The following is a 4,174-nucleotide window of genomic DNA, read 5'->3' as shown; positions in this document are numbered from 1 at the left end:
AGGAAGGAAACGCCGCCGGGCGTGTATTTTGAGACCGGCGGCGTCTTTTCTCGGGACTATTTCGATGATCCACACGGGTTTCGTGAAGTTGGGCAGCAAAGACTGTAGCTAGCCGCCCTCGCCAAAACCCGATTCCGAAATCTTTAATAAATTCGGACCAGCCTCCCATCCGCGACAGGGAGGTGTATCATGCGTAACCATGACTTCGTGTCCGATGGATTCCTCGCGCTAATCGCGACCTGCCTTGTGCTGTTGTGCTCGGGCCTGCTCGTTATCGCATTTAGCTAGTCTGGACTTTGGCACCCTCATCGTTCCGGATGCTCCTAGGGGCCGCTTGGAGACACTCCGCGCAGAGCATAAGCGCGCCGCATTTTCGTCACGCAAAAACGGCCGGCCTGCTCATCCAGCATTCACGTTCAACTTCCTACAGTGTGGGGTGCCTTAGATTCCACGAGAGGAAACCCCATGAAGCTTAAATTTGCACTTGTTGGACTTGCTGCGCTCGGCAGCCTTGCTGCGGCAGGAAGCGCGTCGGCGATGCCGCTCGCCATACTTTCTCCCGCTTCAAACGTCGAGAACGTCGCCGTAGTCTGCGGCCCGAACGGCTGTGTCCGCACGGCGCCCGTCTACAGGGGGTACGGCTACGGTTACGGCTATCGTGGCTACGGCGCCCGTCGTTACGGATACGTGCACAGGGGCTACGGTTATCATAGGGGTTACGGCTATCACGGCGGTTATCGCCGCTGGTGATTTCGCGCAAAAGCCCGTCGGTAGGATTGATCTGCATCACTCGCGTGTGTTGACCGCGCTGCTACCGCTGTGTTGCGGGGACAGGGCCAGTTGGAAGACCGCCGCCGGGATGCTGCATTTCAAGCCCGGCGGCGTACTTTTTGGGATCAGATCCAAGCCGCCGCCCAAGTCAGGCAGATGATGGCTTATCGAACAGCGGCACCCATCACAGCAAGCCCCCGCGCCTTCGATAGCGCTCTCTGCATACTCGACTTTGCCTTTCCATTCGAAATGAAAGACTTGCCCCTTTCGGTGCGCGCTCACCGTCTGGGCCGGCTTCTGATTAATGGAACAGCAACGTCGCTTGCATAAGATGTAGTCCACTCGCTGCAGGACGCTCGAAAATGACCGAGTACGTCATCAGGGAAGTTGGCCTTCGCCAGTGGCTCGTGTTTGCCGATCGGCGAAGCATCGCTTTTTGCGCCGACGAAGATGAGGCGGTGAAAGCCATGACCGAACATAGCGCGCGCCGCGGTCGACCGCCTGAAACAATGGAAATTGCGTTAAAGGGAAACCCGCCGGCGTGATCCGGCGGGCTCCTCGCGCCTTCACGCTAGGCTAAGTTGACGGCTGCTGCGGCCATCGTCTGCCTTAGCTTGTAGTGCCAACTGTCCGGGCCGATACCGTAGGCTTCCTCTACTGGCCAGACGTCGCCCGAAAGTTCGAACTGGTTGACGTACTCCAACACGCCGGCAATGCCGGCCAGGGTCGATAGTCTTAGCCAGCATCCAAGTAGCATCCGCCTCACGATCGCAGGCCGCCTCTTGGCGGTCTTCGGCGTCCCAGCGAGCATCAGTCCGTGGCTCGGTGGCGTCGGTAGCGAGGATGGCGGCTAGGTGGTCCGCTGTGGCCCGCCGGAGTGTTGCGATAGCTTCCAGAGCGGGATCAGTGGCCGAGATTACGGTTCCGCTCTGCTTCGCTCGCCGGGCAACCTCGGCGAACTAACCGGTGAGCGCCGAGGCTTCCGTCGACCGTGAAGCAGCAACGTAACGTCAAAGGCAATCGACCACGCCACGATCTGCTTTTCGTTTCGCAGATGATGGCGGGCGCTTGGGTCGTCCAGGATCGCCCCCTCGTAGGCCATCGAAGCCATCGACTTCAGAGACAGTTCGCCGAAATCATTGGCTCGCACGCTCCCAAGAACGTTCTGCGCACTGCGGTAGTCCTTCTGAGCTCGCTCGTAGCCATCAAGCTTGCTGGCGAGATCAAGCTCGTCTTGCAGGACCGGCAGAACGGCGCGACCATTTCCTATATGCCCGCGGTGCGCCGGGACGGGGGTTCTTGCGCTCCCATGCGGCGTACTGGTCCCACGCCGCCTTTTGCGCCGCGCCGGCCTGTTTGAGAGCATTGTATGCCGCCTCGAGCGCGCGGAAGGCGTCGCGAAGTTCAGGGCGAGCATCGTCGACGCTCGGGAGCGTAACCGTAGCCGATGCGGGATCAGCGATAATCGATGCACCCGTGCCCTGGCGCAACCAAAGCCCGCTCGCTTCCTTCTCCCGCTACTGGTCCGACCAATAGGATCAAAAGCCAGCTCTATGCGTTGACCATTATTGAGCCCACAGGAGGAGTTCAGCAATGGTCGGCTTTCGAGAGCGGAGGGCCGCATCGGCAGGTGCCGAACGAGAAGCCCGCAAGGTATTCAGACAGGCGGAAGCGAAAAAAGCTTTGAGCGATTACGAGAAAGCGCAAAAGGCCTTCCATGAGAATCGTGAGAGGCTAAAGGCCGAGCGCTTGGCTCGCGAGACCAAGAGCCGCGAGCCAGCCGGAAAGACGCATTAGGACCCTCAGCAGTACGCAATTTGTAACACCGACGATGTACTACAAAGACGCGATCATTGACGAGCTTAGACAGATTGAGATCGATGTGGTCGAAGGCGAAAGGCGGCTCGCAGACCTTGAGGCCCGTTTAATTGAATTGAAGAGGCTGAACGAAGACACCACCAAGATTCAAGCCGAATTCGAAGTGATGCGTAAAAATCAGCTCGACCGGGAACAGAACCGCCAACGCCTGCTTTCGCTTCTCCATCCCTAACGGAAGGGCAATTGCGGATGACTCCCAGAGAACGCCACGACATGCCTTGGATTATCGCAGCCGCCGCCTTGGCTTTCGTCCTAGCGATCGTGGCGGGAGGATTGACCTATTTCCATTAAGCGCCCGCCCCCATCTTCACCGGAACATCAACCGATCGGATGATCGAGCCTCGCTTGCCGCAGACTGTGCAGGTGAATCGCGGCTCGAGATCCGAAAGGCGCATCTCGTCCGGCCATTTCGATGCATCCATTTGGACGTTATGAGAACACCGATAGTCGTGGCAGAAAACGATGATGCGCGTTGCGCCCGTCTCGCGCATTTCGCCGAACGTGATCTTGGTGGGGTAATTCTTCATAGGAGCGCGATTTCAGCGCTTACCGGCGTGATCAGCAATCCCACGAACCTTAGCGGCTGTACTACAGTGGTGCCTACCATTGGTCGGTCAAGGAATTCGCAGACCTTGCCCAAGGGATACCAAGCGCAGCCACCTCGTGGAGTTGCGCACCACGAAGATCTCCGCCATGAGCCCGCAATCGACCTGGTGGCCCAGAGAGCGGTGAGAGTTTCGGCGGCGCCGCGAGAAAGTCCCCCCGCCTCTTTGGAACACAGCCAACAGAACAGTCGTTGTCTTGAGCACCGGTGGAGGCCGCGGAAGTGGCAGACGAACTTGAATATTCAGGGCACCGGCTATTGCTCGTCGAGCAACCTGGCGGCGGCTTCCTAGTTGAGATAGCGCCTCTGGGCGGCCGGCAAACCATTAGAACCATGACCTATCAAAGCTCGCGGGAAGCGATCGCCGCGGCAAAGAGAACCATTGACCAGCACCCGGGACACAGGCGCGCGTCGTAGCGCCCGCAATTCGTTTTGTGATCGGTGATCCGGTTGCATGGGGCTATTCTCGTAGTGGGATGATCCCCCGTACCTTCCCGGTGCTTCCCGCGCGCGTCGATTGCTAAATCACTGACATGCCCACGACCTACCAGCACCGAGGCGTTCCGTTCAGCGTCACCCACCAATACGACGATCAATTCGAGATCGTCATTGAACTCGACGATAAATCGATACGCAGTACCGTGCGCACGAGGCTGCTTGAGCTGGCAAAGCGACGCGCCGAAATGCTCATCAACCGCAAGCTCAAGGAGAAAATCAGGGTTGTCTGAGAACGCGAAGGCCGGCGAAGACCTGTTCGCATGAGCGCAAACGCTTCCCGCCGCTGCCAAACTGCACGGGAAAACGTGGCAATTCCTGATACCGGTGTTAATCTTGAACTTCTCGGGTCACGTCCCGATTCATCTTTAGGATGACTGGCCCCAGCACCGGCCTCTAGGCGTTGTGGACTCTAGGGATTCCCTT

General features: G+C 58.6%; 6 protein-coding genes. 5 read left to right on the top strand and 1 reads right to left on the bottom strand.

What is annotated here, in order from left to right:
* Positions 1 to 465 precede the first annotated feature (465 nt).
* The 4 genes from AKL29_RS40840 to AKL29_RS19940 all read left to right on the top strand — a co-directional run bounded on the left by AKL29_RS40840 (position 466) and on the right by AKL29_RS19940 (position 2,821).
* On the top strand, positions 466 to 750 hold the full coding sequence (locus tag AKL29_RS40840; RefSeq protein ID WP_082190635.1) for a hypothetical protein: 285 nt from the start codon (positions 466 to 468) through the stop codon (positions 748 to 750).
* Positions 751 to 1,133: 383 nt separating this feature from the next.
* Positions 1,134 to 1,316 (top strand): hypothetical protein, encoded by a 183-nt coding sequence (locus tag AKL29_RS42070; RefSeq protein WP_152977683.1) that lies wholly within the window; start codon positions 1,134 to 1,136, stop codon positions 1,314 to 1,316.
* Between the two features lie 1,048 nt (positions 1,317 to 2,364).
* Positions 2,365 to 2,568, top strand: coding sequence for a hypothetical protein (locus AKL29_RS19945; RefSeq protein ID WP_050385319.1), 204 nt, complete (start codon positions 2,365 to 2,367; stop codon positions 2,566 to 2,568).
* A gap of 34 nt (positions 2,569 to 2,602) precedes the next feature.
* A complete protein-coding gene (locus AKL29_RS19940; protein WP_050385318.1) occupies positions 2,603 to 2,821 on the top strand; it encodes a hypothetical protein in 219 nt (72 codons plus the stop codon).
* Between the two features lie 115 nt (positions 2,822 to 2,936).
* On the opposite strand, the gene AKL29_RS19935 is transcribed toward AKL29_RS19940, so the two are convergent.
* Entirely contained in the window at positions 2,937 to 3,176 is a 240-nt protein-coding gene (locus AKL29_RS19935) for a hypothetical protein (protein ID WP_050385317.1), read from the bottom strand.
* A gap of 610 nt (positions 3,177 to 3,786) precedes the next feature.
* Here AKL29_RS19935 and AKL29_RS19930 point away from each other — a divergent pair.
* A complete protein-coding gene (locus AKL29_RS19930; protein WP_050385316.1) occupies positions 3,787 to 3,981 on the top strand; it encodes a hypothetical protein in 195 nt (64 codons plus the stop codon).
* Positions 3,982 to 4,174: the final 193 nt, after the last annotated feature.

Source organism: Bradyrhizobium pachyrhizi, from assembly GCF_001189245.1.
Classification (GTDB): Bacteria; Pseudomonadota; Alphaproteobacteria; order Rhizobiales; family Xanthobacteraceae; genus Bradyrhizobium; species Bradyrhizobium pachyrhizi.
The sequence above is the reverse complement of the archived record's forward strand: the minus strand, read 5'-3'. Positions and strand labels throughout refer to the sequence as shown.